Annotated in this window: 19 protein-coding genes; 6 read left to right on the top strand and 13 right to left on the bottom strand. The window is 33.7% G+C overall.

All coding sequences use genetic code 11. The features are described from left to right. Positions 1–7: 7 nt before the first annotated feature. From BTR34_RS17450 to BTR34_RS17435, 4 genes are all read right to left on the bottom strand, one after another. Positions 8–1,309, bottom strand: a complete 1,302-nt coding sequence (locus tag BTR34_RS17450) for a DEAD/DEAH box helicase (RefSeq protein ID WP_068484811.1) — start codon at positions 1,307–1,309, stop codon at positions 8–10. 31 nt (positions 1,310–1,340) lie between these two features. Next, positions 1,341–1,787: a KTSC domain-containing protein gene (locus BTR34_RS17445; RefSeq protein WP_068484812.1), complete on the bottom strand. Its 447-nt coding sequence runs from the start codon at positions 1,785–1,787 to the stop codon at positions 1,341–1,343. A gap of 120 nt (positions 1,788–1,907) precedes the next feature. Then, positions 1,908–2,099 (bottom strand): cold-shock protein, encoded by a 192-nt coding sequence (locus tag BTR34_RS17440; RefSeq protein WP_068484813.1) that lies wholly within the window; start codon positions 2,097–2,099, stop codon positions 1,908–1,910. Positions 2,100–2,244: 145 nt separating this feature from the next. After that, positions 2,245–3,555, bottom strand: a complete 1,311-nt coding sequence (locus tag BTR34_RS17435; RefSeq protein ID WP_068484814.1) for a prolyl oligopeptidase family serine peptidase — start codon at positions 3,553–3,555, stop codon at positions 2,245–2,247. Between the two features lie 178 nt (positions 3,556–3,733). Between BTR34_RS17435 and BTR34_RS17430 the strand changes: the two genes are divergently transcribed. Continuing rightward, entirely contained in the window at positions 3,734–4,576 is an 843-nt protein-coding gene (locus tag BTR34_RS17430; protein ID WP_068484815.1) for a hypothetical protein, read from the top strand. 3 nt (positions 4,577–4,579) lie between these two features. Here the strand turns inward: BTR34_RS17430 and BTR34_RS17425 are convergent, their stop codons facing one another. From BTR34_RS17425 to BTR34_RS17400, 6 genes are all read right to left on the bottom strand, one after another. Continuing rightward, on the bottom strand, positions 4,580–5,419 hold the full coding sequence (locus BTR34_RS17425; protein ID WP_068484816.1) for an aminotransferase class IV: 840 nt from the start codon (positions 5,417–5,419) through the stop codon (positions 4,580–4,582). A gap of 5 nt (positions 5,420–5,424) precedes the next feature. Beyond that, positions 5,425–6,324, bottom strand: a complete 900-nt coding sequence (locus BTR34_RS17420; protein WP_197496165.1) for a sugar phosphate isomerase/epimerase family protein — start codon at positions 6,322–6,324, stop codon at positions 5,425–5,427. 127 nt (positions 6,325–6,451) lie between these two features. After that, positions 6,452–7,642, bottom strand: a complete 1,191-nt coding sequence (locus BTR34_RS17415; RefSeq protein ID WP_068484817.1) for a PQQ-dependent sugar dehydrogenase — start codon at positions 7,640–7,642, stop codon at positions 6,452–6,454. Positions 7,643–7,773: 131 nt separating this feature from the next. Continuing rightward, on the bottom strand, positions 7,774–8,403 hold the full coding sequence (locus BTR34_RS17410) for an SDR family oxidoreductase (RefSeq protein ID WP_068484818.1): 630 nt from the start codon (positions 8,401–8,403) through the stop codon (positions 7,774–7,776). Between the two features lie 475 nt (positions 8,404–8,878). Beyond that, complete coding sequence (locus BTR34_RS17405) at positions 8,879–9,295, bottom strand: OsmC family protein (protein WP_068484819.1); 417 nt, start codon at positions 9,293–9,295, stop codon at positions 8,879–8,881. Between the two features lie 33 nt (positions 9,296–9,328). Beyond that, a complete protein-coding gene (locus tag BTR34_RS17400; protein ID WP_068484820.1) occupies positions 9,329–10,438 on the bottom strand; it encodes an alkene reductase in 1,110 nt (369 codons plus the stop codon). 206 nt (positions 10,439–10,644) lie between these two features. Here BTR34_RS17400 and BTR34_RS17395 point away from each other — a divergent pair, with 206 nt between their 5' ends. Both BTR34_RS17395 and BTR34_RS17390 read left to right on the top strand, forming a co-directional pair. Beyond that, positions 10,645–12,897, top strand: a complete 2,253-nt coding sequence (locus tag BTR34_RS17395; protein WP_068484821.1) for a TonB-dependent receptor — start codon at positions 10,645–10,647, stop codon at positions 12,895–12,897. A gap of 117 nt (positions 12,898–13,014) precedes the next feature. Beyond that, positions 13,015–15,192, top strand: coding sequence for a DUF5916 domain-containing protein (locus BTR34_RS17390; protein ID WP_068484822.1), 2,178 nt, complete (start codon positions 13,015–13,017; stop codon positions 15,190–15,192). Between the two features lie 102 nt (positions 15,193–15,294). Here BTR34_RS17390 and BTR34_RS17385 read toward each other — a convergent pair whose 3' ends face one another. Further along, entirely contained in the window at positions 15,295–15,996 is a 702-nt protein-coding gene (locus tag BTR34_RS17385; protein WP_068484823.1) for a hypothetical protein, read from the bottom strand. Continuing rightward, positions 15,993–21,407 carry a BspA family leucine-rich repeat surface protein gene (locus BTR34_RS17380; protein WP_068484824.1) on the bottom strand — a complete coding sequence of 1,805 codons (5,415 nt, stop codon included), beginning with the start codon at positions 21,405–21,407 and terminating at the stop codon, positions 15,993–15,995. Before BTR34_RS17380 ends, BTR34_RS17385 begins: the two co-directional genes overlap by 4 nt. 196 nt (positions 21,408–21,603) lie before the next feature. Between BTR34_RS17380 and BTR34_RS17375 the strand changes: the two genes are divergently transcribed. The 3 genes from BTR34_RS17375 (at position 21,604) to BTR34_RS17365 (ending at position 23,811) form a co-directional block, all read left to right on the top strand. After that, positions 21,604–22,446: a helix-turn-helix domain-containing protein gene (locus tag BTR34_RS17375; protein ID WP_068484825.1), complete on the top strand. Its 843-nt coding sequence runs from the start codon at positions 21,604–21,606 to the stop codon at positions 22,444–22,446. Between the two features lie 377 nt (positions 22,447–22,823). Beyond that, complete coding sequence (locus BTR34_RS17370) at positions 22,824–23,357, top strand: carboxymuconolactone decarboxylase family protein (RefSeq protein ID WP_068484826.1); 534 nt, start codon at positions 22,824–22,826, stop codon at positions 23,355–23,357. Between the two features lie 67 nt (positions 23,358–23,424). Then, positions 23,425–23,811 (top strand): hypothetical protein, encoded by a 387-nt coding sequence (locus BTR34_RS17365; RefSeq protein ID WP_068484827.1) that lies wholly within the window; start codon positions 23,425–23,427, stop codon positions 23,809–23,811. A 94-nt stretch (positions 23,812–23,905) separates the two neighbouring features. On the opposite strand, the gene BTR34_RS17360 is transcribed toward BTR34_RS17365, so the two are convergent. Continuing rightward, on the bottom strand, positions 23,906–25,459 hold the full coding sequence (locus BTR34_RS17360; protein WP_068484828.1) for a DEAD/DEAH box helicase: 1,554 nt from the start codon (positions 25,457–25,459) through the stop codon (positions 23,906–23,908). Positions 25,460–25,469 lie beyond the last annotated feature (10 nt).

Genomic DNA, 25,469 nt, shown 5'->3' with positions numbered 1-25,469 from the left:
ACTATGATTAAAGTACGGTAATACGGACTTTTTTCTTTTTTAATCGGGAATTGTTTAACTCACTCACAAGTTTAACTGATTTACTTTTAGGTACAGCAACAAAAGCGCAATCTTGCTTTAGTTCAATAGCACCTAATTGTTCTTTTATTAATCCGCCTTGCTTAAAGAAAAGTCCCGCAATATCACCTTTAGATATTTTATCTTTTCTTCCGCCAGAAATAAATAAGGTTTCCCAAAAAGGGTCTCCTAACCTATTAGTTTTACCAATGTTTATAGGTTTAGACTTCTTTATAAAAGGAGGTAAAGATTCTTTATCCCATTGTAAAACATAGGCAGTTCCCGTTTCATTTACACGAGCAGTTCTACCATTACGATGCGTAAATTCTTCAATACGATGCGGTAATTCGTAATGAATTATAAATTTTAATTCAGGTATATCAATTCCCCTTGCAGCTAAATCTGTAGCAACCAAAATACGACTACTACCATTTCTAAATTTGATTAAAGCACGCTCTCGGTCTTTCTGTTCCATACCGCCAGAAAAGCACTCATGCCGAATACGTTGCTGACTTAAATAGTCACTAACGCTATCAATACTATCCTTAAAATTACAAAAGATAATACCTGGTTCTTCACCAATATATTTCAATAATTGCACAAGTGTTTTCAACTTATCTTTGTCTTCAGAAATAACGGTGCTAATTGTAAGCTGTGGTGGGGTATCTTTCTTAAGAAAATTGACACGCTTCGGGTTTTCCAGCCCCACAAACTTCGGAATCTTAAAACCTTCAGTCGCCGAAGTTAGAATTCGTTTTGTAAGATTTGGTAATTCTGCTAGAATTTCACTCATCTCCTCTTCAAAACCCACTTCTAAAGACTTATCAAATTCATCAAGAATCAATGTTTTAATATGCTCTTTGGTAAAACGATTTGCCATAAAATGGTCAAGAATTCTACCAGGAGTGCCAATTAAAATTGCAGGAGTATGTTTTAGCTCTATCTTATCTTTAGACATCGCCCTACCTCCATAAATGGCATTCACTTTAAAACCAGTACCCATATTACGGATCACCTGTTCTATTTGAATTGCCAATTCTCTAGAAGGTACTAAAATTAAAGCCTGAACTTCAGGATTGTTATGGTCTAAAAATTCAAAAACCGGTAATAGAAAAGCTAATGTTTTTCCAGTACCGGTTGGAGATAATATAATTGTATTGTTTGATGAAGAGATGCTGTCTAATGCACTCTCTTGCATTGGATTCAACGCATCAATATTCAATTTCGATAAAATCTCTTCTTGATTTTTCATGCGTATTCTTAAACTATTAATTTATATTCGATTATGCCTCTTGAAGGTCACGTTTCGATTTTCTATACAGATAATTTGGGAATATACTTCTTTTCGCAAATCTGTTCAACTTATTAGAATTGACCATTTTTTGAAAAATAGGTTTTGTAACTCCAAAATATTCATAAGTAGCACCATCAACGAATGTCACTTCTAATACTAAACCATTATGTTGAAAATCGGCAACACCAGAGTTAATAGACTCGTTATATACCTCTTTATTCGCTTCTTTAGTTTCAGGGGCAATACTTACTAAAAAATGGTATCCGTCAATGATACGACGACTTTGAACTTCCGCTTCTTCTCGTTTTTCATCTCCTTCTTGAAACTTATCTGGGTGCCATTCTTTTACCAAATTTCTATAGGTAGATTTAAGGTCTTTTAATTCAATTTCTTTCTCAACCCCGAAGAGTTTTTTGTATTCATTGATACGTTTCATAATACTACTTTTTTGCGGGTGCAAAACTACATCTTTATTTTGACGTAGAAGCTTGAAAATGAGTAATAAAAAAGCCCTTCATTTCTGAAGAGCTTTTTCTTAAACTTGAATGTATATATCTTAGATAACTCTTACGTTCACTGCGTTTAATCCTTTGTTACCTTCTTTTAGTTCAAATTCAACTTCATCGCCTTCACGAATTTCGTCGATTAATCCAGAAATGTGTACAAAGTGGTCTTTTTCAACACCTTCTTCAGTGATAAAACCGAAACCTTTTGTGTCGTTGAAAAATTTTACTGTTCCTTTACTCATTGTAATGTAATTTAATTTATAATACTTATTTAGTAAGCAAAGATGGCGCCAATAGTTGACAAACAGCTTTTAAAGTGTCTTAATATCCATTTTTTGTGAATACTTTAAGAATTTATTGCCGTTTTAGACTATATAAGAGTGATTCTCACTTTTTTTGAGCAGCTAGCCACTTCATAATTGTCACATTTTCACCATTTAATAAGACTGGTTTATTATCAAAATCAAAGTTGGCATTATTAGCGTGACTGTATATCCAAGACCAGTGTCCTGGAAAATAATAATTTTCACCACCATAAAATCCGGTTAAATCAATAACATGGTCATAATAGGAGAAATGTACATTAGGTGCTTTAGCATTTATCAGTCTATTATATAACGGTACAACAGTTTCATCTGGTATTGTCGTTGTATCGTCCCTAGAATGTACAAACCAAATTGGTACATTGTTAATTCGTTTTACTTGTTCATCGGTTATATATTGGTTTTGATAAGCCAAAGCACTGATATATCCTGCTGCAAAATAATTAGGGTGTTCAAGTATTAGTTTTAGACTCATATAGCCTCCATTAGAACACCCCCCAATATAAACCCTGTCTGAATCTACTTTCGGATTATCTTTTACAAAATTGTCAATTAGGTTAAATAAGGCTTTGTTATAAATATCATCAGTATCACCCCTTGTGTAATCTCCATTGGCATTTTGCATCCAAAATGTTGGGGCTTGTGGTACAAGAACGTATGCACCATTAAAAAATGATTGAATTTCAGGCGATGCATAGTTTGTTGCTTTATTGGCAACCAAAGCAATACTTGGGTCAGAACCACCTTCGCCACCACCATGTAACCATATAATTAAAGGAGATTTCACTGCAGTAGTCTTAGGTTCAAAAGATGCGTATGTTAGGGTAATACCATTGTTTGAATGCTTTCCTTTTAAATTAAACCTATCTAAATCTGTATATAAACGAGAGACTTCTTTATTCCAAATTGTAGTTGTTGAAACTTGGGTAATGGTCATCTTATAATCAATCCATTGATTACTTCCTCTGCCATCCTTAAAAACATATTTTATGGGGGAATCTAAGGGATTATTGGGGTGAACTAATAAAACTAAAGTTATATGATTTCCTTCAGAAACTCTGTTTCCATTGGCATCAGAAACGTATGCGAATAGTATTTCTCGCGAACCTTTCGCTTCTTCTGGCTTCATTACCACTCCATCCGCACTTCTTTCAACTTCAATCTTATAATCTGTAGCATTAGCTTCGGTTGTCAATTCTGCGGTTTGTAGCACTACCTTTTTTACTGCTGGACCCCAATCGTATCCTTCCAAAATTAAAGTGTAGTTGTCATCTGCATAATTGGAAATTGTTTTTATTTCGGGATCTACCGCAAAAAGCGGATTTAGTATCATCAATATAAGGAATACTGATAATGAAAGAATAGATTTTTTCATTGTTTGATTTTGTTGTTTGATCCAGAAAGATACGAGATTTCGATAGCATTTGTGTTTATAAAATATACAAGAAAATTTATGAAAATTCATTTTTGGTTCGATATGATTTCTATGGCGGTCAACTTAATATTTGATACTTTAGTAGAAACAACAAATCAATCAACTCAATTTTTTTAAAATGAAAAAAAAATTCAGCGTAAAGAAAATAATATCAGGCTTAATATGTGCTCTACTCTTTAGTTTTGGAGTAAATGCCCAAAAACCAAAATTCGATATTTCTAAAGATTTATTACTAGTTCAGTTAGATTGCAAAACCGATATTGACGATTTACATACGGCAGCAGGTTTGGTTACCTTACTACATCACCCAGATTATAAGAACTTGAAATATCTTGCAGGTGCCGGTACATATGGTATTCAAGAAGGCCTATATGTGCCGCCAAATGAATTAATGAAATTAGCATTCAAAAATAATTGGGTAGATGCAGATAAGGAATGGGAAAAATCAGTAGACAAAGTAGTAAATAAAGTATTGAAAACCATTAATAATGGTGGTTCTGTATGGGTAGCAGAAGCCGGGCAATCCGATTTTACAGCTGATTGGGTTAAAAAACTATCAGAAGTTAATTCTTCTATCAATATTAAAGAGAAAATACATGTGGTTCAACATAGCGATTGGAACGAATCGGTAACTGAACCTACAAAACTAAAGTATACACAGACGGTTACAGATTATCATAAAATTGATGATGGTAATGCTGTTGGCAATGGAACTCCTGGCTTAAAATCTGACGGTAAAGTAGATTGGGAGTCTAAAATTAATGATAAGCATATAACCAAAGTATGGAATACCGCTATTCGTTTAGGTAATGAATATAACGGGAAAGACGGTAGATATTTAAATGAAAGTATTGCTGAAGGCGGATTAGATTTTTCTGATTTAACTGAGGTATGCTACATTTTAGATCTTATGGAAATTAAGGATGCAGATGAATTCTTTACATATTTTAAAGTAGAATAAAACTTATTTAAGTTTTAAAAAGGCCTCTTGTAATCTTTGTGTTACAGGGCCTTTTTCATTTCCAGTATAAATTTTATAATCGTCTATTTGTTGAATTGCAGCAATTTGGGTGCTTGTACCCGTTAAGAAAGCTTCGTCAATAGTATTAATTTCACTTAATGAAATAGCAGTTTCTCTAATTTCTATGCCTAGCGAGTTACAAAGCTCTATCACTACAATTCTAGTAATACCATTAAGAATATACTCATCTGCCTTATGCGTGTATACAACCCCATTTTTCACAAAAAACACATTACAATGCGATGCTTCTGTGAACACTCCGTTTCTGTGTAATATGGTCTCATAACAATTATGCTGCATGGCTTCTTCGTTCAGCATAACATTCCCTAAAAGTGAGGTCATTTTAATATCACATCTAGACCATCTAAAATCTTTTCGGGTAATGACATGTGCATTAACCATATTTATTTTGGGCAAAACCTTTGGTACGGCGTACATCATTACCGTAGGTTTTATTTCTGACGGATATGAATGCTGGCGTGGTGCTACTCCCCTAGTAATCTGTATATAAAGCATACAGTCTTTATCGGTTAATTGTGCTGTTTTCAATAAACGGGCAATTTCATTGGGAAGAAGAGCAGCATCAAAATCTATATTGATTTTATCTAATCCTGATTGTAACCGTTCTAAATGCTTCTTTTCATAAAAGAATTTCCCGTTTATCTGAACCATAACCTCATAGAGTCCGTCACCAAAAATAAATCCTCTGTCAAACACTGAAACTTTAGCGTCTTCAGGATTTACTATTTGTCCGTTTATATAAACTTTGTCTGGATAATTCATAAATTTTAAAGGTAGCGTTGAAGATGTTTTTTGAAGTATATGGCACTATCTTTAATGCTCTGCATAGAATTCTCGGAATAATTACCACCTTGTTCAATATAATAATACCGCAGGTCGTCTTTATCAATTGTAGAAAGCATTTTCTTGTAATCTATAGAACCATTACCCATTTCAGAATAGTCGCGCGTTACTTTGTCCATATCTTTTATATGCCACATAACATATCGCCCCGGATTTTCGGCAATTAACTCAGCCGGACTTTTATTTGATGAATGTTCAACCCAATACATATCCATTTGTAATTTCACCAAATTTGGATCTGTACCAGATAATATAATATCATAACCCTGTTCGCCATTATGATCCGTAAATTCAAAATCGTGATTGTGGTAGGCAAACTGTAATCCCGCATTGGTTACTTGCTCACCTATAACATTTAATTTATCTGTTAAGATTTTAAAATTCTCTATGGTTCTATATTCTGGAGCTAACCATGGCCACGTAATATATTTACTGTCTAAGGTATGAGAACCTTCAATGCACTGATCTATATAACGTTTAAGCTTATCCATCGGTTCATTAAAATGGCTCGAAAAATCATAATGTCCGCTAGAAATCGTAAAATCTAAATCATCTATTTGCTTTTTAAATTCTTTAGATTTAATACCGTAATAGGTATCGTTATCGCCATCATAACCATAAATTTCTCCGTCTTCATATCCTAATTCACGTGCGTATTTAATGCTTTGTATTGGGTCATTAGCCATAGCGTCACGGATAGTGAATAATTGTAATCCCATTTTATAATTAAAATCCAAAGGCAATACGGATAAGGGTAGCATAGAACTTACCGAAAGTACCCCAGTCTGTTTTAAAAATGTTCTTCGAGAATTAGGATTGTTCATGATACATTATTGAGGTTGAAATACATTTGAACAATAAATATAAGGTATGAAAAAAGAACTTGAACAGTTAAGTAATAAAAAAGCAGCCAGTTTTGGCTGCTTTTATTCAAATACTATGTTGTTATTTCTATTCGTTGCTTGCTAACGCTGTATCACTATACGAAAGTCGGTAAATAGCATCGCCAAAATCATCGGAAATTAGCATAGATCCATCTTTCATTACAAGCATATCTACAGGTCTACCCGATGCTTTTTGGGCAACTTCATCAAGCCAGCCGTCAATAAATGGTTCGGAACCTACAACTTCGCCGTCTAGAATATCGACCATCATAATTCTATAACCTACTTTTTTACTTCTGTTCCAAGAACCGTGTTCCGCAATGAAGGCTTTGCCTTGATATTTGGCAGGAAACATAGTACCGGTATAAAACTTAATAGCTAATGGAGCTACGTGCGCATCTAATTGTAATGCCGGTGCAACAAAATCTGAGCAAGGACGTAAATCACCAAATTCAGGGTCTTTTACAATACCACCGTGACAAAATGGATATCCAAAATGTTGACCAACTTCGGTTACGGTGTTAAGTTCGCATGGAGGAATATCGTCTCCCAACATATCGCGACCATTGTCCGTAAACCAAAATTGTTTTGTATCGGGGTGCCAAGTAAAACCTACTGAATTTCTAACTCCCCTCGCATAAATTTCTCGGTTACTACCGTCAGGATCCATTCTTGAAATAGTTGCAAATCGCTCATCTTCATCGGTTTTGTCACAAATATTACAAGGAGCTCCAACAGGTACATACAGTTTATCATCAGGTCCAAAAGCTATATACTTCCATCCGTGATGAAATTCCTTCGGAAAATCATCATATATCAATTCTTTTTCTAATTGGTCACCCAACTGATTTTCAATATTTGGATATTTCCATAGACTCCCTACTTGAGCCACATATAAATCGCCATTCCGCATAGCAATTCCATTAGGAACCTCCATGGTGTCCAGAACCATTATATTGTCAGCTTTAAAATCTCCGTTGGTATCTTGTATAGCATATACTTTATTATCCGTTCTAGTCCCAACGAAAAGAGTCCCATTATCTCCCATGGCCATAGACCGTGCACCATCTACACCCCTTGCATAAACTTCAATTTTAAATCCTTCTGGAATGTTCAGCTCAAGCAATGCCAAATCTGTACTATCTAATTCTATTTCTTTTACCGTATTGTCACTACTTTCTTTCTTATTCTCTTTACAAGAATGCAATGAAACAACCATAGCAATAGCTAAAGTTATCCTTAAAAATGATGTTTTCATACTGTGGTTGTTTAGTTTATTACGAAGATACGCAACATGGTTTAGTAAAAAAGTTTTATAAAGTGCTATACCTCTTATTTTAATTCTAAAAAAGCCAACCTTAAAAAAGTTAGAATTGACTTCAACACTGCTTAATAATTTGCATCCATAGCTTTACCGATTAGGGTGTCGCCCTGTATGATTTCAAAAGTAGTATTTATAGCAGCGTCATCATGTAACGACCTCACTAAGGTTTGCGCTACATCTTCTCTTGGTATTGAACCTTGCTTATTTAATTTAGATTTCAATTCAATTTTACCAGTACCAGCATCATTGGTCAATGAACCAGGTCTTACGATAGCGTGCATTAAATTGCTCGATTTTAGGTATTCATCTGCATTATGTTTTGCCTTTAAATAATCTTTTAGATCGCTTGCTTCTTCAGGATTGTCTGCTCCCATGGAACTTAACATTACAAACTTTTTGATATTTGCATTTTTAGAAACATCAATTAAATTCTTAGCTCCCTCTTGATCTACTTCAACTACCTTTTTGCCACCTGATCCAGCGGCAAATATTACTTTATCTATATTTTCTATTGTATGCGATACATCTTTTTCCAAATCACCTAAAACTGACTTAATATTCTTCTTTTTAAACTGTTCTTGTTGTTCTTTTTTACGCACCATTGCAATAGGCTCAAAATATTGAGAACTTTTTAAAAGGTTTACTATTTTTTTTCCTGTGGTACCATTAGCACCAGCTACTAATACATTTTCCATCTTCAAATTGTTTGGTGTTAAGTTGGTTAAATTCTGTCGTTATCATTGATTCGTATACAAAGAATCTTAATCCTAAACCTTGGCATTCGATACTTTTAAAATGATATTTTGATAAACACATATTTAAATGTCATATACTAATTAGTAATGGCTAGAAAGCATAAATTATATTTTAATTGGCACCGCCAAAGGGTATAATACCCCGAGGCTTGCCTCGAAATTAAAAGTTCGTTTCGGGCGAATGCCTCGTGGGCTTGCCCCGAGGTAGTTTACTTTAAAAATTTAAAATTTGTAAAGGAATGATATAACTAAGACCTATTATTTATACAATACAAAAGGAAGAACGAATCGATGATATAGGTTCTGGGAACTAATATTTAAAAAATATTACGAATTATATTTAGAAAATACGCTTACACTGCTAAAAATATAAAAGCAGCCAAATAGCTGCTTTTACAGTCGTGAAAATCTTGAATTAACTTAACCGCGAATTAAGCTCAATTTCCGCATTTAATAATTTCGAAACAGGACATACTGATTTAGCCTTGTCTGCAATTTCATTGAATTTATCAGCTTTAATATTAGGTACATCTCCTTTTAAATCTAAGATTATCTTGACAATTTCACCATCTTTAAACTCGACTTCAGCTTCGACATCTAGAGAATTAGGGGTAAAACCTTCTTCTCCCAATAAAAAACTTAATTGCATAGAAAAACAACCAGCGTGGGCTGCTCCAATCAATTCTTCGGGGTTTGTTCCCTTGCCATTTTCAAACCTTGTTTTGTAAGCGTATTGTGTATCCTGTAACACTGTACTTTCTGTAGTCAAAAATCCTTGACCTTCTTTTCCGCTACCTTTCCAAGTTGCGGATGCTTTTCTTTTAAAATTCATACTTTAATAATTTAATAGTTTATAAATATTTTTTTAAACGTGTTCCGTTGCATGTTTATACGTCGGGTAATCTGTATAACCTTCTTTACCAGGTGTATAAAAAGTGTCATTATCCCATTCTGCCAATGGAAAATTATGCTGAAAGCGCTCCACCAAATCTGGATTAGAAATATAAAGCTTACCAAATGCTACTAAATCAGCATTGCCATCTTCAATTACCTTATTGCCTGATTCTTGATCAAATCCTGCATTGATCATCAATGTTCCATTATACAAAGGCCTAAAATGTTTTGCAATGTTTTCTATGGCGTATGATATATCTGAAACATCATTAAATGGCTCTGACAAATGAATATATGCTAAGTTGTAATTATTTAATCTCTTAATGATATATTCAAAGGTAGGTATGGTTTCTTCATCCATAGTAATACCGAACATATTGTTTAAAGACGGATTAAACCTAGCTCCGATTTTCTCTTGCGGTAATACTTCTTTTATGGCATCTAAAACTTCGAAAAAGAAACGGGTCCTGTTTTCAATACTTCCCCCATACGCATCTGTTCTATGATTAGAAGTTCCATTAAAAAATTGATGAAACAAATATCCGTTGGAAGAGTGTATCTCAACTCCGTCAAATCCTGCTTCGACAGCATTTTTCGCTGCATTTTTAAAATCCGTTACCGTTTGTTTAATTTCAGCTACGGTCATTGCTTTAGGCGTTACGGTGTCTTTAAAACCTTCAGGGGTGTAAGATTCTGCATTGGGATTTATTGCGGATGGGGCTAATGGTAAATCACCATTGTGAAAATCAGGATGCGACATTCGCCCTACATGCCACAATTGTATAAAAATCTTTCCACCTTTATCGTGAACGGCTTTGGTTACTTTTTTCCATCCCGCTACTTGATCTTTAGAATAAATGCCAGGGGTATTTACATAACCAACGGCTTGTTTCGATACTTGAGAGCCTTCTGTTATTATTAACCCCGCTGAAGCTCTTTGCGCGTAATAGGGAACATGTAAATCTTCTGTAGGTTCATTACCGTCATTTGCTGCCCTACTTCTGGTCATAGGAGCCATGACAACCCTATTTTTAAGGTTTAAATTTTTATCTAAAGTCTCTAATAATAATTGATTTCTCATATCTTGAAAATATCTATTTCTTGTTCTACTTCAAAGATTCACCTAATTACAGTGGCATATTAACTTATATCGTTAAATTATTGTTATTATACCGAAATAAGTTTTTTTGCTATTTTTAAATTTTATGTTTGCCCTTTTTTAATTTTTTGAAACTTTCTATTTTTTTTGTCGTAAGTACAGTTAAAGACAATCTAAATTAAATAGTTATGAATTTTATCAAAATCAGGGCGTTAAAGCTGCTATCCTTTATATTTTTTTTAAGTGGGTTAACCTTAGTGAACGCACAAAATCTTAAAGGTAAAGTAACCGATAAAGAAGGTGTAGCTCTTGAAAATGTGGGGATATTTAATCAGACTACGGGGCAGCATAGTCATACAAACCTATCTGGAACATTTTCACTACCGGCAAGTACAGTAAATGATTCTGTATATTTTTCTAATTTAGGATTTGAAACTTTTATCCTAGTTGTAAAACAAAACCATTTAGAGGATGGTGTAAAAATCACTTTAAATGAATCCAGCATCAATTTAGAACAGGTTGTGGTCGTATCCAAGGTTGATGCTATGAGTAGAATTGTGAATGTAGATGTACAGAATGATCCTGTAAAATCATCTCAAGAAATTCTTAGAAAAGTACCTGGTTTAATCATTGGTCAACATGCCGGCGGTGGTAAGGCTGAGCAAATTTTCTTAAGAGGGTTTGATGTTGACCACGGTACTGATGTTGCCATAAGTGTAGATGGTATGCCTGTGAATATGGTGTCTCACGCACACGGACAGGGATATGCAGATTTACACTTTGTAATACCAGAAACTATAGACAATATTGATTTTGGAAAAGGTCCGTATTATGCGGATAAAGGAGATTTTAATACCGCAGGATATGTAGATTTAAACCTTAAAAAAAGTATTGATAAAAGTATGGTCTCCTATGAAACGGGACAATTTAATACAAATAGATTGGTAGGTCTTTTCAATATTTTAGAAAGCAGCAAGAGCGATGCCTACGTAGCTTCAGAAGTTTATTTAACCGATGGACCATTTAATTCTCCACAGAATTTTAACCGTATAAATATTCTTGGACGTTATCATTATAAGGATATAGGAAAAGAAGAACTTACATTAACTGCCTCTCACTTTCAAAGTAAATGGGATGCTTCTGGTCAAATTCCACAACGCGCAATTGATCAAAACATTATAGGTCGTTTTGGTGCTATAGATGACACGGAAGGTGGTAAAACTAGCAGAACAAATTTAATGTTGAATCATACTAAATTTTTAGGTGAAGATCAATTTTTAAAGACCAGAGCTTTTGTAAGTAAATATGATTTTGAGCTGTTTTCAAATTTCACATTTTTTTTAGAAGACACTGTTAATGGAGATCAAATAAGACAGTATGAAGATAGAACAGTAATGGGGGCTGAAACTGTTTTTGAACAAATTGATATTGCCGTAGGTACTGATGATAGGTTTAAATATTCTGCAGGAATCGGGTTTAGAAATGATAACGTAGATGATGTAACCTTAGAGCACACTTTAAATAGAAAAACAGTTTTAGAACAATATGCATTTGGTGATGTTGATGAAACCAATATGTACGGTTTTGTTGATGGCGAATATAAAACCGGAAACTGGACATTTAATCCGTCTATTCGTTTAGACTATTTTAACTTCGATTATGAGAATAAACTAAGTGAAACTTATGACAATAAAAGCGAAAGTAAGGCAATAGTGAGCCCTAAGTTGAATACCCTTTATGCCGTAAACAAGGACTGGCAATTATTCTTGAAAACAGGGATTGGCTTTCACTCTAACGATGCTCGTGTAGTTACGGCAAACGAAGGTAAAGATATACTTCCTAAAGCATACGGCGTTGATTTTGGAACAATTATTAAACCAATTGACAAACTAGTAATGAATGCCACTTTATGGGGCTTGTTCTTAGACCAGGAATTTGTGTATGTAGGTGATGCAGGTATTGTGGAACCGAGTGGAAAAACAAGAAGAGTTGGCGTAGAGGTTGGTGCACGATATCAAATGTTAGATTGGTTATACCTTTATGGTGATGTAAACTATACGTATGCTAGAAGCACGGCAGAACCAGATGGAGAAGATTATATCCCTTTAGCACCAGATTTCACTGCGGTAGGTGGATTATCTTTTAGTGATATTGGTAATTTTTCGGGTAACTTAAACTATCGATATTTGGGTGACAGAGCTGCAAATGAAGACAATAGTATTGTTGCAGAAGGATATTTTGTTACCGACTTAAATCTTAACTATCAAATTAAAAACTGGACAGTTGGTATCATCGTCGAAAATCTATTTGATACAGAATGGAACGAAACCCAGTTCGCTACAGAAAGTAGATTGTTCAACGAAACGGCATCAGTAGAAGAAATTCATTTCACTCCCGGTACTCCATTTTATTTAAGAGGAAAAGTATCTGTGCGATTTTAAGTAGAACGTATTAATCAGGTGTAACAAATAATCTTGTTTGATAAAAATAAGATTATTTGTTATCTAGTATTGCTGTCACTTTATTTTTAAGTAAGTTGTATCGTTCAATGAAAATCAATGAAACTTTACAGACTTTTTTGGATTCTGATTTTACTTCTAGTACTTAGGGCTAATTCTCAAAAGAAAAATGAAGAATACCGGCTACATATTAAAAAAGCAACAAGTTCTATAATAATAGATGGTGTAGGTGATGAACAAGCGTGGAGCGTGGCCGAAGAAGCAAATCATTTTTTTATGGTACTTCCTATGGACGACCGTAAAGCTACCGAGCCAACCACCATAAAAATGACCTATGATGATGATAATTTATACCTCTTGGCCACTTTTTATAATGCAACAAAAGCAAATTACTTTGTAGAGTCGTTACGAAGAGATTTTTCATTTGGTAAGAACGACAATTTTCTGCTTTTTTTAGACCCTTACAATAATCAAACTACTGGTTTTTCATTTGGCTCAAATGCATACGGGGCACAATGGGACGGTACAATGTATGACGGATCAAAAATTGATTTGAATTGGGACAGTAAATGGATATCTGCAGTAACCCGTAATAAGGATAAATGGGTCTTTGAAATGGCCGTACCTTTTAAATCTATAAGATATGAGGAAGGTGTTAAAGAATGGGGAATAAATTTTAGTCGATTAGATTTAAAATCAAGTGAAAAGTCTAGCTGGACCCCTATTCCTCGCCAATTTCCCACCGCATCTCTCGCCTATTCAGGTACATTGGTTTGGGATAGCCCACCACCCGCTCCTGGAACAAACTTTTCTATTATTCCTTATGTATTGGGCGATATAAAACAAAATCAAGAAATTGACGGAAGCGTTAAGACCAATGGTAAAATTGGGGGCGATATAAAGTTTAGTCTTACCTCCTCGTTAAATTTAGATTTAACGGTAAACCCAGATTTTTCACAAGTTGAAGTAGACCGCCAAATAACTAATTTAGACCGTTTTGAATTGTTTTTTCCCGAGCGTAGACAGTTCTTTTTAGAGAACGGCGATTTGTTTGCCAATTTTGGGTATGAAACCATTAGACCTTTCTTTTCACGCAGAATAGGCCTGAATGTACCTATACAAGCAGGTGCTCGTATAAGTGGTAATTTAAATGACAAATGGCGTTTAGGCGTTATGGATATGCAGACAGCACCTGTTGATACATCTGGTCAGCCTAGTCAAAACTTTGCTGTTTTATCATTGCAGCGAAAGATATTTGGTCGAAGTAGCATTGGTATGATGTTCGTCAACAAACAATCTATCAACTATCCACAAGAGAATGATTCCTTAATTGATATATATGCTAAATACAACAGAAATTTAGGTGTAGAATACAATTTAGCCTCAGCTAATAATGCATGGAATGGAAAGGCGTTTCTCTTAAAATCCTTTGCTCCTACAGATGATGATAGTGGGTTTACCCAAGGTGCTCATTTAGAATATACCAGTCGTAAATGGAATGTACGCTTGCAGGAAGAATGGGTAAGCAATGATTATTCAGCGGAAGTTGGTTTTGTACGACGAAGAGGCTATAAAAACCTATCAGGAAAAGCAGGTCATTTATTTTTTCCGAAAGCAGGGCCCATACTTAGTCACGGACCAGAATTAAACGGATTTTATTACTTCAATGAAAAATTAAAAGAAACAGATCATACGGCATATATGGCGTACACTTTTGATTTTAGAAAACGGAGCAGTTTAATGTTCTTTTTATCTGATGATTATGTAGAATTACTTTCTCCTTTTGACCCTAGCGGACTTGGCATTGCAAATTTGTCCACTGGCAGTAAACATAATTGGAATGCTTTTGGATGGGAATTTCAATCTAAGCCTCAAAGTCTATTAACTTATGCTTTAGAAGGTCGGTTAGGAGGTTATTATGAAGGCGGAAATAGAACAAGTTTAACAAGTGAAATTGGTTATCGATTTCAGCCTTATGTAAGTTTAAAAGCCAACCTAAACTATAATCACATTAATTTACCGGCTCCGTGGCACACCAATGAATTTTGGTTAATTGGTGCCGAGGCAGATATCACATTTACCAATAAACTCTTTTTTGCAAACCTGCTGCAGTATAATGAACAAAGTAATAATTTTAATATCAATTCACGTTTTCAATGGCGCTACACTCCTGCGTCAGATTTATTTATTGTGTATACCAATAACTATTTTATAGAACCTTATCAAAGTCGTAATTGGGGATTAACGCTAAAATTCACGTATTGGTTAAATAATTGATCGACATAACTTTTTACTCAACCATTAAATTAATAGGCTAATGCTTTAAAATGTAAACTCATAAATGATAATAATGTCTAAAATATTAATACCATTTATAGTCTATTCAGGAGAGCTAACACTTATTTCTGATAACGAAAAATTACCTGTACTATCTTTAGAAATAACCTTTATTGTATAACTAGTATCATTATTATAATCAACTTCTAGTATTGAGGTATTTGCATAATCAGTTTCATCAATAATAATGGTTTCATTCTCAGTGATAACGACATCATAAAGTAAGTCATCCCCGTCTTCATCGGTACATAACCAACTTATATTTAATATTTGCTCTACAGTATCAAACTCAGTAGTAATTTCAGCTACATAAGGTGCATAATTACCATCTGATAATCCAGGGGTGGTAAACGAATACGTATCGCTTACCGTATTTCCATTTTCATTTTTAGAGGTTATATTCCAGGTGTAGGTTTTACCTTTATCCAAAGTAACTGTAGCTTCTTGACCACCTACAGTAGTTGTCGCAACTTGCTCATTGCCCAACAACACCATAAGTTCATAATTAATAGCATTCTGAGCAGCATTCCATTTAAATAAAATAGAGACTTTGGTATCATCATTTTGTATAAGTTCAAATTCCGAGCAAGGTTCACCATTAACAGGTAAAGTACCTGTTGCTTTGGTAGGAATGGGTTTCTCTAGCTGTTTTTCAGTTTCTGTCGAAGTACTTTTATCACAAGAATTTAAGCATACAAAAATCATTGCGAGACCAGTGAAATATTTTAATGTTTTATATATCATTGCTTTATAATCTTAAAGGTTTTTGAATTTTCTTTTGATTGAATTACCATAGGGTAAACTCCAGTTTCCAAAGCTTGTATGTCTATTGAATTTGAATCTTGCGGTGATAGTGTTTTACTAAATACAAGACGTCCCGATAAATCATAGACCAATACGGTACTTGATTCATCACAACCTTCAACAAATACTTCACCAGTAGTAATTGTTGGATACATAATTAATCCATCTGTAAAGGCAAACGAATCGGTAACCTTTCCTTGGCAATCACTTTCCCCGGAAATGGAAATAGTATTGATTTCTCCTAGATCTGATAGTTGAATTTCATTTACTCCATTGGATGTAAAATTGTAGTTTTTCAATTCTCCATTTACATCAACTGTATAATTATAACTTCCTTCTACATTATACAATGCCGTTTTTGCGCTAGTATTTAAATTTTCACGCTTTCCTGAAATTGTATCAACTTCGTTGATTTGAATGCCGTAGGTTTGAACATATGAAATATCTGGAATAGCAATGGTAACCGTATACATGCCAGTGGTTAGATTCGATACTTCTAAATTATTATTTAATGAAATTTCATTATAATCAAATGAAACCGGACCTTCAATGGAAATATTAAACCCATAATTAATTAAATTACTTGAAATTTCTATAGTTCCATTTGCTTCACCTGGGCAAGTTGGTGAAGCACCGTAAACCAATATTGCATTTGCCACTATTATTTCGCAACCATTGTCATTAACAGTTACATTTGGTCTTGTATCTAAACAAGAATCTTTATGATCTAAAATTCCATCTAAATCATTGTCTTCATTGCAAAAGGGAACCTTTCCAAAATCATTTATGGTCCATCCAAAAGTATCAATTATACTCTGTCTTGCATTTTCTGATTCACAATATTTACTATTAGCCGCATCAAAAACTACATTATTCTGTAATGATGGTAAATTGGCCCAACCGGTCAAAGTTTTATCATAATTATCTAAAGACAATCCTATGCCATTGAAAAGATAGTCCATGTTAATTATTTTACTTACGTCCCAATCTCCAAGATTTTGATCATATGAGATTGCTTGATTAAACATACCGCCTATTGAAGTTACATTACTAATATCCCAATTTGAAAGATTTTGATTAAATGAAGAAGCTTTAAGAAACATGCCTGCCAAAGATGTTACATTTGAAACGTCCCAATTATCAAGTGGTTGATTGAAGGAGGTTGCATTTACGAACATTGAAGATATTTGCGTAACATTTGAGATATTCCAATTATTTAAAGGCCGGTTAAATGAAGTTGCACCATCAAACATTGCGGTCATATCAGTAACCGAACTTACATCCCAACTATTTAAAGGTGAATTAAAAGAAATTGCTCCTGGAAACATAGAATTCATTGTAGTAACATTACTAACATCCCAATTGCTAATATCTTGATTAAAAGAAATGGCTCCTGAAAACATGCCTTCCATATTCGTTACATTACTTACATCCCATGAAGAAATATCTTGATTAAAAGCACTAGCACCTGCAAAAATTGCTTGTAATGATGTTAAGTTACTCATATTCCAATTCCCTATAGGTTGGTTAAATGCTTTAGTGTTAGCAAACATTAACCCTATATGGTCAACATTACTAATATCCCAATTGGTAATATCTTGATCAAAAATGGTAGCATTGTTAAACATATATGACATATTGGTCGCATTTGAAACATCCCAATTTCCAATATATTGGTTAAATTGACTAGCTCCATCAAATAAAAAGTCAAAGAAGTTAATTGATTTGACCTGCCATTTTGAAAAAGATTCATTACCAATTAAAGAATCACAAAATCTAAACATTGCTCCTAATGAATTAACATTTTCAAGATTAGGAATATCTATAGCTACTACGTTTAAGTTAGTACAATTGGTAAATGCATTATTCATAGAAGTCCATTCTATATCTCCCCATTGATCTACAGATATTATTTTATCAGAATCACTGCTAGTACCATCAAAATTGTTAAAAAAGATTCTTGGAAAAACACCTGAAATTGAAACTTGGTAGGTTCCAGGGGTTAAATAAGTATGTGTTGCATCACCAATGAAATTTGATTCTATATTTCCATCTCCCCAATTTACCGAATAATCATAAGTTTCACTTGGGAATGTTGGTATGGTTATTTGATTATCTGCGGAAATGCCAGGATTATCTGTTTTCCAAGTGGTGATAAAATAAGTACCAGAACAATCATTGCCTGCATCTGTAATTTGCCAACCGTATGTATCTATAAGGTTTTGCCTAGCTTCTGTACTATTGCAGAAATTAGTGTCTGCTGCCCCTAAATTAACATTGTTAACCAAGGAAGGCAAAGTACTCCAAGCATTTAATAATCTATCATAATTTGCTATAGAAATTCCTGAACCATTGAACATAGCATCCATATTTTCAACTTTTCCTATATCCCAATTTTCTAAATTTTGGTTGAACGAGATGGCATTTTCAAACATTCTATCTAGATATCGAATATTACTTACATCCCAATTACCCAGGGATTGATTAAATTGAATCGCGCCTGAAAACATGCTGGGTGTTGACATCGTTATATCACTTAAATCCCATAATTCCATACTTTCATTACCTTTAAGAGATGAACATCCGTAAAACATGAAAGAAAGGTCTATATCTTTAGAAAAATCTGGAATATCTGTAGCCAAGACATCTAAATTTGAACAACCAGCAAAGGCAAAAGCCATAGATATCCACCGATTTGTTCCCCATTGATCAATGGAAATAATCTTCTCAATATCTGAGGTATTTTTGGGAGCTTGGTGAGGATAATCTTCACCGCTATTATTAAAGTAAATATGAGGGAATCTACCAGATATAGATACCTGGTATGTACCTGGTTCTACATACGTGTGTGTAATATCCTTTGTAACACTGATATCAAAAGTACCATCACCCCAGTCAACATTGTACAAATAAACTTTATTAGGATTTGTAGGGATAGTTATTTGATTATTATCTGAAAAACCAGGATTGTCCGTTTTCCACGTTGTTACAAAAGGTCGTTCTTCTTCACAATTTTCACCCTGGTCAATAATATTCCAATTATGTATTGTAGTTAAAATATCTCTAGCATCTTTTCCCAAACAAAATTGAACATCTTTCGCTCCTAGTTGAATTCCATTTTGTAAGTTTGGTAATAAACTCCATTCAATTAATATTTTATCATAATTTTCTCTTGATAAATCATTATCATCAAATATGTTAGACATATCCAAAACATTACTCACATTCCAAGATGATATATCTTGATTAAAACTACCTTGGCTTAGCATATTACGCATAGAGGTAACGTTGCTCACATTCCAAGATGAAATATCTTGGTCAAAATTAGTAGAATTGAACATGTAATCCATATTGGTAACATTGCTAACGTCCCAAGAGCTAACACTTTTATTAAAGTTAGATGAACCAAAAACCCCTTGCATATTAACAACACTACTTACATCCCAGTTACTAACCTCGAAATTAAAAGGACTACTATAAAAAATATAAGATATATCGGTTACATTACTCACATTCCATTGAGAAATATCTTGATTAAAACTAGACTTATCAAACATATTTGACATGTCTGTTATAGTGCTTACATCCCAACTATTGAAATTTTCAATACCGTTAAAGTTTCTGTATTCGCGACTTCTAGTGAAATCAAAAGCGTAACCACAATTCAAAAACATTCTTTTTAGGCTGGTAGTATTTGATAAGTTAGGTACATCATTTGCCGCTACAGATAAATTTGAGCAACCAGCAAAAGCCGATTCCATAGAATTCCATGAAACATCTCCCCACTGTTTTACCTCTAAGATTTTTTCTCGATCACCAGTTTCGTTAAAATATATTCTTGGAAAAGCTCCTTCAATTGAAACTTGATAAGCACCTGGTTCGTAATAAGTATGCGTAATATTACCTGTAACATTAGAGCTTACGGTCCCATCACCCCAATAAACCGTGTAATTATAGGCTTCTCCCGAAAATGTTGGTATGGTTATTTGATTATCACCGCTTGACCCTGAATTGTCTGTTTTCCATAAAGTTGTAAATAATTCCGGTTTGCAATCCAAATTCTTTCCAGCATCATTTATTATCCAAGATAAATCGTTCAATAACTTATTTCTAGATGTTTCTGAAAAACAATATCTACTATTACCTGCATCAAAGGTTAAATTACTTTGTAAGATTGGTAATTGTGCCCACCCATTTAGTGTAGCATCATAATTATAGGTAGAAAGACCTGCATTTGAAAACATATATTCTAAATCGGTAACTTTTGAAATATTCCAATAACCTAAATTTTGATCAAAGTTACTGGCTCTATCAAACATAGAATTCATATTTTCTACATTAGATACATTCCAATAAGAAAGCGTTTGATTAAAATTTTGAGCATTATAGAACATCGAATTCATGCTAGTAACATTTGATACGTTCCAAAAACCAATATTCTGGTTGAAAGAAATGGCAAAATTGAACATATTGATCATGCGTTTCACCTTGGATACATCCCATCTACCAATATCTTGGTTAAAGCTAATTGCATTACTAAACATTCCGGCCATATCTGTGGCAGCAGACACGTCCCAATCACCAATATTTTGATTAAAATTTTGGGCGTTAGCAAATGTTCCTAAAAAGACTTCCACACTGCTAACATCCCAATTTCCTATATTCTGGTTAAACAGTATGGCACCATTAAAGGTAGCTGCTAAGTTAGTGACACTAGATATATTCCAATTACCAATATCCTGATTAAAGGATTTAGAGTTTTTAAATAATTCCGCCATATTAATAACTTCGGAAGTGTCCCATGAACCAATATCCTGATTGAAAGAATCAGTATCCGTAAAAACTGCACGCATATTGTTAACATTAGAGGTGTTCCAATTCGAAAAAGAATTATTACCTACCAAGGAAGTACACCCATTAAAAAGGTAGCTAAGGTCATTTACACCTAAAAAATTTGGTGTATCAGTAGCCACTACATCTAAGTTGATACATCCCGAAAATGCTTTCTCCATAGAAGACCAATTTGTTGACCCCCATTGATTTACTAAAATAAGTTTCTCTTTGTCACCGGAATTATTAAAGTATATTCTTGGAAAGGTTCCGCTTATAGCTACAGAATAAATTCCCGGAGTAGCATAAGTATGAATTGCATTATCTGTCAAATTTGATTCAATAGTCCCATCACCCCAGTCAACGGTGTAGTCATAAGTTTCTCCTGGATATGTTGGTATGACTATGCTATTTGGTGCAGTTGACCCTGGATTATCTGTTTTCCAAGTAGTTATAAATTCAGATTGAGAATAGCTAAGGGTAATGCATAAAAAAAGAATGCAACTGAGTAAGGTACGCATGCAGTGGTTGTTATGGTTGATTGCTTAAAACTAATACTATAACTTAATTTTTATAGAATTATTAGATTAATTGTACTAATATTCCTTCATCAGTATTACGATAAATATAATTATGCTTAAACTAAAGAAAAATAAATATTAAAATTGAATGCCTCAAGGGCTGTAATGAATCATCTTTTTTTTTGACCAAGGCATCATGCAAGAAGTTTTTAAAGATTTTGGTACTGGTGGATTACTAAAAATTGGTAATGAGTTATTATTGGAATCTTATAGGAAACCCAAGCAAGCCGGAATCTATATTTTTATAAGAACTACTACTCAAAAAGCGCATATAGAAGTAGATGGAGTTCCTTATATTATTTCTGAACATAGTTTATTGGCTTTGACCCCAATTCAGTTTTTGCATTATACTGAAGGTGAAAATTTAATTGTATATCAATTTAACCGAGAGTTTTATTGCATTAAAGATCACGACCAAGAAGTAAGCTGTGCGGGATTACTGTTTTTTGGTAATGCACATATACCTGTTATAGATTTAGGAGATAAAGAAGAAAGAAAATTCGATACGCTCCACGAAGTATTTGTAGATGAATTAGAAACTGAGGATACGATACAAGCTGAAATGCTACGCATGTTAATGGCTCGTTTTATGATTATTAGCACAAGATTACTTAAAGCTAAGGAAGGATTCAGTGAAGCTAACAATGATGTAAAAGTAGATTTACTAAGAGGATTCAATTTATTGGTTGAAGAGTATTACAAGTCAGAACATTCAGTTTCGTTCTATGCAGACAAATTATTTAAATCTCCAAAAACACTCTCCAATACATTCTCAAAATTTAATACCACTCCCCTACAAATAATTCATGAACGTATTATTCTTGAAGCAAAACGATTACTTATCTATACCGATAAGACTGCAAAAGAAATAGCATATGAAATTGGTTTTGATGATGCCTCGCACTTAAGTCGTTTATTTAAAAACCAAACACAACAATCTCCATCAGAATTTAAAAAACAACTCAAAAAATCATTTTAGGGAAATATCGACAACACCTTGGGTGATATTGCCCGTTTTAAGATTGACAATATCTAGATCTTTGTAGTGTAGAACTAAAATAGCAAAGACATGAACTTAAAGCACAAATCAATCTTTAATTTAATAGAAATATTTACATCAAAAAAAACGGAAATTAATAGTGCTATCAATACTGAAAAACATTGCGAGCATAATCATATTTCGGACTACTACTGTGATTCTCATAAATCTTCTAGATTAACAAAAACATTCGGTTCACTTTTATAAAGGAAAAATTGACATGTAGTCAGGAAGTCCCTACATAATCAGGACATTGTTGCGAATATACCTTTGTACCAAATAATTTTAACAATAAAATTTAATAAATAAAAAAAAACATGAGCACATTTATTGTACCCACAAGAGAAGAAGTAAGCGAAAACAATCAAGCAATTTTCGATAATCTTAAAAAAGCATTGGGATTTGTCCCAAACTTATATGCAACCTATGCCAATAGCGATACCGCATTAGAAAACTATTTGAATTTCGCCAATGCAAAAAGTTCATTATCTGCTAAAGAAAAAGAAGTGGTTAACCTAGCCGTTAGTCAAGTTAACAACTGTATCTATTGTTTATCTGCCCACACAGTCATTGGTAAAATGAACGGATTTAATGATGAACAAATTCTTGAACTAAGAGCAGGAAAAGCGTCGTTTGATTCTAAATTAGATGCTTTAGCACAATTAGCCAAAAACATCACTGAAAACAGAGGTCGTACAGATGAAAACATTTTAGAAAACTATTTTGCCGAGGGGTACACAAAAGCCAATTTAATTGACACTATTTCATTGGTAGGCGACAAAACAATATCGAACTACATACATAGTACTACACAGGTACCAGTTGATTTTCCTGAAGCAGTTTCTTTATAAATACAATTTTACAAACATTTAGTATTAATCTATCCATTAGAGCAAAAGCTCATTAAATTTAAAACACATGAAAAAAGTAGTATCAATTTTAGTTATCGTATTGGCATTCTCATTTAGCGCAAACGCTCAAGATAAAATAATGAAGCATCCCGTAAAGAAAATAGCCCTAGAGCAAACATCTGGTGAGTTTACCCAAAAATCAATTACGGTTAGCGAAGGAACTTATGTATTTGATGTTGCGAACAACAACGTTGGTAAAGATGTTGGTTTAGTATTGGTGAAAAAAGGTAAAGATGCCTCTAAACCAGAAAACCATATTCAGACTGCATATGTAACTGCGGCGGTCAAGAATAACACGGTGGGTCATTCTAAAGAAACGAAATTAGAAAAAGGAGAATATGTTTATTTCTGTCCTTTGAACCCAACGCCACAGTATAATCTTATTGTAGAATAATATTATTTGGCTTTAACTAAAAAGGGCAGTTCATTTAAGAACAGCCCTTTTTAGTTTTAAAATTTATAATGAAATTGAAAAGTATATGTTTAAATTAATCTTCCGGCGGATACCCGTGAATATCTTCAAATACCGTATCAAAATTTTCACGTAAATAAGCGTTTAGCTTCTTTTGATAATCATCTTTTAACCAGCTCAGGAAATTATACGTGCTCTTACTTATACACTTTCCGTATACATGGATTCGATTATCAATGTCTTCTTTTAACAGTTTAGCTAAAGCTAAAGCGTCGTAGACATCTTCACTATTTTCAATACAAATATACGCATGTTGAGCAATGGACCTTTCTAAAACAACTTTAGAAGATTCGCCCGCAAATGTTGCTGTTTCGTAGGTTTCTTTTATATCGAAATAGGTTTCCTTAGAATTTTTAAACTCTTCTTTGACCTCGTCAGATAAGTCAAGCTTAAAATCCATTTCAATATCCTCATCATCACGAATGCGATCCATGTAGAAATTAGGAGACTTGAATATGGCACCCCAATCTAAATCTGCACCCCAAGGTCCAAATCTGTATAAGTTATTACCTAAATCAATCACCGTAAACTTCGATTTATTATTCAAAACCCTAGACCCCCTACCGATCATTTGGTAATAAAGGGTAAGTGATTTTGTTGCTCTGTTAAGAATAATAGTGTCAATAGTAGGTTCATCGAAACCTGTAGTTAAAATACTTACCGATGTTAAAATAGCATCCGGAGTTTCTCTAAACCATTTTAAAATTTGTTTACGCTGCTTTTTCGTAGCAGTATTATCAAGGTGCATTATATTTAAACCTGCCGCTTGAAAAGTATGGTATACCTGAATAGAGGTTTCTATACCATTATTGAAAATTAATGTCTTTTTACCTTTAGAATGTTTGGTGTACGCTTCTAAAAGTTTGCTTAGCATTGCCGGACTCGTATATAAGTCAGCCGACGATTTTACGGTATAATCACCGTTAGATCCAATTTCCAGGGATGTTAATCCCATATCATATTGAAATACCTCTGCCCTTGCCAAGAAATCATTGGCAATTAAATTTTCTATAGATTCCCCTGGTATAAGTTCATCATAGTTTTTATTCATTGGCAAGTCTTTGTTAGAGCTTAACGGTGTTGCCGTTACGCCCAAAACAAAGGAGTTTTCAAAAAACTTGAAAAGTTTGGTAAATGAATTGTAATGCGCCTCATCAATAATTACAAGGCCTACGTCGGATATATCTAAATGACCGTCATTAAGCCTGTTATTTAAGGTTTCAACCATGGCTACATAGCAGCTATAGCGTTCTTGGTCATCTAAATTAGCTTTACTATTTACAACTTTGTTTACCACACCAAAGCTTGTCAACATTTTTGAAGTTTGATTACAAAGTTCTATACGGTGCGTCATTACAAGAACCTTTTTATTATGGTTCTTTAAATACTGTCTTACCATTTCAGAAAAGATAACTGTTTTACCGCCACCTGTAGGCAACTGGTATAATAAATGGTAATCGTCACGTTCGGAATCGAACTTGTCAAAAATTTGTTGAATTGCGCCTTGTTGATAGCTATAAAGTTCCTTATCGGTCTTTCTTTCCTGTAATTCAAAAACAGTCTCTTGCATAAAATCTTTT

This window comes from Maribacter hydrothermalis (assembly GCF_001913155.1).
Taxonomy (GTDB): Bacteria; Bacteroidota; Bacteroidia; order Flavobacteriales; family Flavobacteriaceae; genus Maribacter; species Maribacter hydrothermalis.
This window is presented reverse-complemented; position numbering and strand designations above follow the sequence as displayed.